At 44.2% G+C, this 5,874-nt stretch carries 6 protein-coding genes, 1 pseudogene and 1 riboswitch; of the genes and pseudogenes, 2 read left to right on the top strand and 5 right to left on the bottom strand.

Annotated elements, in window-relative coordinates; genetic code table 11:
* The coding region (locus IM319_RS01840) for an RNA-guided endonuclease TnpB family protein (RefSeq protein ID WP_287734395.1) at positions 1–392 on the top strand (392 nt) is incomplete at its 5' end.
* A gap of 383 nt (positions 393–775) precedes the next feature.
* Complete coding sequence (trxA, locus tag IM319_RS01835; RefSeq protein ID WP_287734394.1) at positions 776–1,108, top strand: thioredoxin; 333 nt, start codon at positions 776–778, stop codon at positions 1,106–1,108.
* On the opposite strand, the gene dprA is transcribed toward trxA, so the two are convergent.
* The 5 genes and pseudogenes from dprA to IM319_RS01810 form a co-directional block, all read right to left on the bottom strand.
* Entirely contained in the window at positions 1,105–2,253 is a 1,149-nt protein-coding gene (gene dprA / locus IM319_RS01830; protein ID WP_287734393.1) for a DNA-processing protein DprA, read from the bottom strand. The genes trxA and dprA overlap by 4 nt on opposite strands.
* Before the next feature lie 479 nt (positions 2,254–2,732).
* Positions 2,733–3,437 (bottom strand): precorrin-2 C(20)-methyltransferase, encoded by a 705-nt coding sequence (gene cobI / locus IM319_RS01825; protein ID WP_287686114.1) that lies wholly within the window; start codon positions 3,435–3,437, stop codon positions 2,733–2,735.
* Positions 3,434–4,060 carry a precorrin-8X methylmutase gene (locus IM319_RS01820; RefSeq protein WP_287734392.1) on the bottom strand — a complete coding sequence of 209 codons (627 nt, stop codon included), beginning with the start codon at positions 4,058–4,060 and terminating at the stop codon, positions 3,434–3,436. The genes cobI and IM319_RS01820 overlap by 4 nt, the downstream gene beginning before the upstream one ends.
* A 1-nt stretch (position 4,061) precedes the next feature.
* Entirely contained in the window at positions 4,062–5,486 is a 1,425-nt protein-coding gene (gene cobG, locus IM319_RS01815) for a precorrin-3B synthase (RefSeq protein WP_287734391.1), read from the bottom strand.
* A gap of 57 nt (positions 5,487–5,543) precedes the next feature.
* Positions 5,544–5,702: riboswitch (cobalamin riboswitch) on the bottom strand.
* Positions 5,673–5,874, bottom strand: a pseudogene (locus IM319_RS01810) (DUF3782 domain-containing protein); the annotation flags it as partial. (Overlaps the previous riboswitch by 30 nt.)

The following is a 5,874-nucleotide window of genomic DNA, read 5'->3' as shown; positions in this document are numbered from 1 at the left end:
TGGTTGAGAACTTAGCCGTCAAGAATCTGGTCAAAAACCCGAAATTATCTCAGGCAATATCTGACGTTAGTTGGGGAGAAATCACTCGACAATTAGCCTATAAATGCCGTTGGTATGGGAGAAATTACCTCGAAATAGATAGATGGTTTCCTAGTTCTAAGCGGTGTAGTAATTGCGGGTATATTGCTGAGAAAATGCCGTTAAATGTTCGAGAGTGGGACTGTCCAAGCTGTGGGACACACCATGACCGAGATATTAACGCCAGTAAAAATATTTTGGCCGCAGGACTTGCGGTGTCAGTCTGTAGAGCGACCATAAGACCAGAACAGAGTAAAACTGTTAAGGCAGGTGCGGAACCCCGCAAGGGAAAGAAGCAGAAACCTAAATCGTGAGGTTTGGGAATCACCGTCCGTTTACGGCGGTGAGGATGTCAAAATCAAACTCAGGTTAAGCCTAGATAAAATCGATGACTTTTGGGGTTTTTCTTCAAGAAAATTTTATCTGGCTGCCATCACCCATCCCTGACCCCGGCAATATTACAAAACTTTATCAAAAAAAAAGTCAAAATAGAGCCTCTAGGGTTATAAAATACAAGAATGCCCCTTGTGAAATTGATCCAAGAAGCTACCTCTGATGCAAGTTAAGGCCTCTACAGTGGATTTAGAGCTAGTTCTCGTCCTTTTCACCAGTGGAATGTCAACATCGCACCACGAATCTCTAGAATGGAATTTTTGCGTATTCTAGATGACCGTGATTACTAGAGGATTTCTTAAGTATGTCAGAGGTTCCTGCCGTTACAGATGTCACCTTTAAAGACGAAGTTTTAGATAGTGCCGACCCTGTCCTAGTGGATTTCTGGGCTCCTTGGTGCGGTCCTTGTCGAATGGTGGCTCCCGTTGTCGAAGAAATTGCCCTACAGTTCGAAGGGCAAGTCAAGGTGGTGAAACTCAACACCGACGAAAACCCCAATATCGCTAGTCAGTACGGGATTCGCAGTATTCCTACTCTGATGATCTTCAAAGGAGGTCAAAAAGTTGATATGGTGGTCGGGGCTGTACCGAAAACCACTTTAGCTAACACCCTAAATAAACTCCTGGGAGTTAACTAGGTTTTCTGGTAACGCATACCGGGTAACTGAGTCACTAAACCCATTAATTCTAATTCCAATAAGATCCCCGCCACTTCTGAGGTGGGGATTTGCATTTTTTGAACAATAATGTCAAACAACAGGGCATCTCTGTCAAATAACTGATACACTTGTGCTAGTCTAGGTTCTAGATTCGGTGGGGGAGGAGCATTAACGACCGGGGATGTCTCTAGAGGGAGTGAAGGGGAGAGATTAACCGGTGCGGATTGGTTCGTGGTGGGAATTGCCCCCAACATTTCTAATAATTTCTCCTCAGAAACGATAATTTCCGCCCCCTGATGAATCAGTTGTAAACAACCCCTAGCGGCAGCAATATCGGGAGAATTGGGTAAAGCATAGATATCGCCGCCAAATTCGTTAGCATAACTGGCCGTAATCAGGGAGCCTGACCTTTCGGGGGCCTCGATAACAATCGTCGCGCGACTTAAACCGGCGATAATGCGATTACGACTGGGAAAATGGGCTTTATTCGGTTGCGTTGCCGCAGGATGTTCACTAATGACTAAACCCTGCTTTTGGATGTCCGCGTGTAGCTGCCGATGACGACTAGGATAAACCACATCGACCCCCGTTCCCAAGACGGCAATCGTCCTTCCCCCTGCTTTTAAACAGCTTTGGTGTGCCTCTCCATCAATTCCTTCGGCCATACCAGAAACAATAGTAAATCCCTGTTGGGCCAAAAGGGTACTTAAGCGCCGCGCCCAGCGCCTGCCGTGATCCGTGGGGTTACGAGTACCCACAATAGCGACGGTGGGGATATTTCCCTGATTTTCCTCTAAATTGACCTTTCCTTGATAGTAAAGTAAGGGGGGAGGACTGGGAATTTCCCAGAGAAAGCGGGGATATTCTGGGTCGCTAGGAGTCCAAAAAAAGGGGTTTTTCTGGATATGTTCGGCGAAAAGAGCTTCTGGGTCAATTTGCGATCGCCCTTCCCGTACCCCTACCATTAACTTTTTGCCGAATCCCGCCACTTCTGCGATCGCACTATCGGACGCATTCCAGGCCACAGCGACACTGCCAAAATGCTGATAGAGTCGCTTCAGGGAAATTGGCCCAACTCCAGCAATACTTGACCATGCTAACCAATAAACGCGATCGTCTGTCAATTTGAAAAGCTCCTCAGATAAAGTAATACTTTCAGTCGGTTAAAACTGACTGCGGCCAGATGACCTTAATTTATTTTAATCATGCCGGAATCCCTTCCATTAGTTGTTGAGGTATTGTTGAGCCTCGTCAATGTCTTTCACTTTTTTAAAATGTGAATAAGTTGTTCTTGATCTTCTGGGGGAAGTTGTTCGGTTGCTAGAGACCGCACACAACACGAAAACCGATATCGTTGAAGCAATTGTCGGCAACGTATAGAGTCCATTTGGTATCTTTCCCAAAATCCTTACCCAGTATGGATTAGAGCGAATTAGCCAAAATACCTGTAATTCTTACCCGTGAAGCGTCACAAGAGAGATACCAAATAGGTTCTATAGAGTTATTGAAAAAATCGGGTCTAAAACCTCGCCTTAAGGCGAAAAGTTTTTGGAGCGGGGCATAAATCCCCGTTACAAAAACGGCCTCCTGCCTCCTGCCTTCGTTATTGGGGTTTAGTTTTACTAGGAATCAGAATTAATGACCAGTAGGTGACAGCCTCTGGATCGATTTCGGTAATCGGAATAATTTGCTGATTGGGTAAGGTTGCTCGTTCGATGTAGAGGGCGCGTTCTAATAATCCTAATTCCTGGAGAATATTGCGAACTTTAGTGAAATGTCTGCCTAATTTAATAATCGCCGCTGCATCGATAAATGCTAGGCGATCCCGCAATATTTCCGCCTCTAAAGTAGCCGGCATGATACTAAATACGTCATTTCGATAAGTAATAGGTACACCCAGCATTGCTGCACTTGCCATCACTGAAGAAATGCCCGGCACGACTTCAATTGAAAAGCGATCGCACAAGCGATTAAAGATATACATAAATGTGCCATACAACATCGGATCGCCCACACATAGCACCGCCACATCTCGACCTAAGTTTAAATGTTCGGCGATGTTTTCGGCAGCAATATCATAATGAGGTTGAGAACTGCGCTCGACACTAAAAGGCAAAGGCATGGGAATTTCTATCTGCTCGGGACGGATAAAATCCGACACAATTGCCCGTGCCAAAACTTTGCCACTTTCTAAGGTAGGATAAGCAATTACCGGAACAGTTGTGAGAATGCGGTGTGCTTTTAGCGTCAACAATTCGGGATCGCCAGGCCCGATTCCTAATCCATAAAGTTTGCCTAATTCATTCATAATTCGTTCTCTTTTGCTAAAGCATTGACTGCTGCTGCGGCGATTGCGCTGCCTCCCCTACGTCCGTGGAGGGTAATAAATGGCACACCACGACTATTAGTTGCTAATTCTAATTTCGACTCTGCCGCTCCCACAAATCCCACGGGAAAGCCTAAAATCAAAGCTGGTTTATCTACATTTTGATCGAGCAATTCTAGTAGGCGAAAAAGTGCGGTTGGTGCATTACCAATGGCTACCACCGCTCCAGCTAAATGAGGTCGCCAAAGTTCTAAAGCGGCAGCGGAGCGGGTATTATTAATTTGCCGTGCTAACTCGGTCACTTCTGGATGATTGAGGGTACAAATAATCGGATTATTTTTAGGTAAACGCGCTTTGGTAATGCCATTAGCGACCATTTGAGAATCACAGAGAATTGCTGCACCCCCAGCGAGGGCATTTCGTCCGATTTTAACTGCGTCCGGTGATGCTTCTAAATCTTCTGTTATGTCTGTCATCCCGCAGGAATGAATTAGACGAACCGCCACATGAGCTAAATCATCGGGGAGATTTTGACAGTTAGTTTCAGCCCGAATAATAGCAAAAGATTTGCGGTAAATTTCCTCACCATTCTTAATGTATTCCATTCTATTTATCTAAATTTTTCGATTTTTGGGAGCTTAAAATTTGGGCTATGAGCGGGGGAATCTTGGCAAATTCTCCCTCAAATATGGGTGTTTCTAAGAATTTTTGACTATCACCCACATAGACTTGATAAGCTTCCAGTATTTGGCCATTTTCCTCGATGGTAGTTCCTAAAAGGGTAATTTCAGCCGGTCCCGGTTGAGCGCAGGATTTAGCACAACCTGTCAAATGAATATTAACAGGAGAATTACAGGTTAAGTGTTCCTGCAAATAATCTGCCAGGAGAGAAGCATGGATTTGAGTTGCAGTGGCTGCTGCTGCACAACCGGGTTTACCGCTACAGGCAACTATTCCCCCATCCCATCCGGGAGAAGCGGATAATCCTAAGGATGCCAGTTTTGGCAACAATTCTGAGACTTTTTCATCGGGAATATCGGGTAATATAACAGTCTGCCAAGGGGTTAATCGTAACTGACCACTGCCAAAAGTTTCTGATAGTGCCGCTAATCCCCATAGTTGATTAGCCGTCAATTGTCCTAATCTTAATGATAGACCAATATAAGATAATCCGGGTTGCTTTTGAGGATGAATTCCCAGATGAAAATAGGGTTGAGTAGAATGGGCAGCTTGCCGGTATTTTTGCTGGTGTATTATGCCGGTAGAAGTCCGATGTAATTGGGAGTTAACTTGTTCGAGATATTTTGCTAATCCCCAATCTTTTAGCAGGTGTTTCATCCGAGGTTTTTTACCCTTGATATTAGGGTTTTGTTGAACATAATCGACATAAACCTTTACCAGTGCTTTGACCACAGCTAAACAGTTTTCTGGCTCAATTAATAAGTCCGTGTCATATAATTGTTTATCTCCTGCGAGTGCTAATCGAAAGCAAACAAGAGAAGTTAAATTTGTCGGATTATTGACGGCAATTGCCGATAGCTGAATCTCGTTATAGCGGTGTTGCCAGGCCATAGTTGAACCAGTACCAATTCCCACTGCACCACCGCCATCGATCCCGATACTAAATTTAGGACTTAGTTCGGCAATTGATGGATAATTTTGGATAAAATTATCTAATTCTTGGACTAATGGACGAGTATCGATCGATTCTTGGCAGTCAATTCCGGCAGTGGGACTAGACATGATGTTACGCAGATGATCGATACTGGGATTATGGGCAGCTAACCCTAATTTTTGCAGGGTTTGAAATTCTTCTAAACTGGGGGATTTTTGCAGTCCGCGAATTTGCAGATTTGCCCGATTGGTAACTTGTATTGTCGTCTGCCATTGTTCGAGCCAAGTGGCGATCGCTTTTCCCTGTGGAGAATTGAGCCATCCACCGGGGGTGCGGAGACGAATTAAAAACCCATCCTGGGCAGCAGTTCCATAAAATAAACCGGGACAAGCATTTGCTTCAACTAACCAATTCACCGTTGTTTGTTCTCCATGCGACGCAGAGAAGTAGTTAGAAAATTAGTTGTCTATACTACCGATCAAAAGCTTGTAATTGGTATTCTGACTCGCAAGGAAAAAGGGAAGATGTACTCTTTTTACTTTTTACTTGATTACAGTTGCGGCACAGTACCAGAATTGCACTGGACTTTCCCAAAGACAAGTTTAAGGATTATACCACGTTTTCGGTTGAAACTCAGTATCGTTAAGAATCGCTACATTTTCACCCCTTTGTGCCAAGACAAATAAACCTTGACGATAAGCATATTTATCCGCTCCTTCTTCGATTTCAATGCCTGCTACTGCCCCATATAATTGTTTGTGGTTATATTCGGGAAAAAATTGCCTAAATTCTGTTAAATTCTTG

Source organism: Microcystis sp. M113S1, assembly GCF_020246945.1.
Lineage (GTDB): Bacteria > Cyanobacteriota > Cyanobacteriia > Cyanobacteriales > Microcystaceae > Microcystis.
The sequence above is the reverse complement of the archived record's forward strand: the minus strand, read 5'-3'. Positions and strand labels throughout refer to the sequence as shown.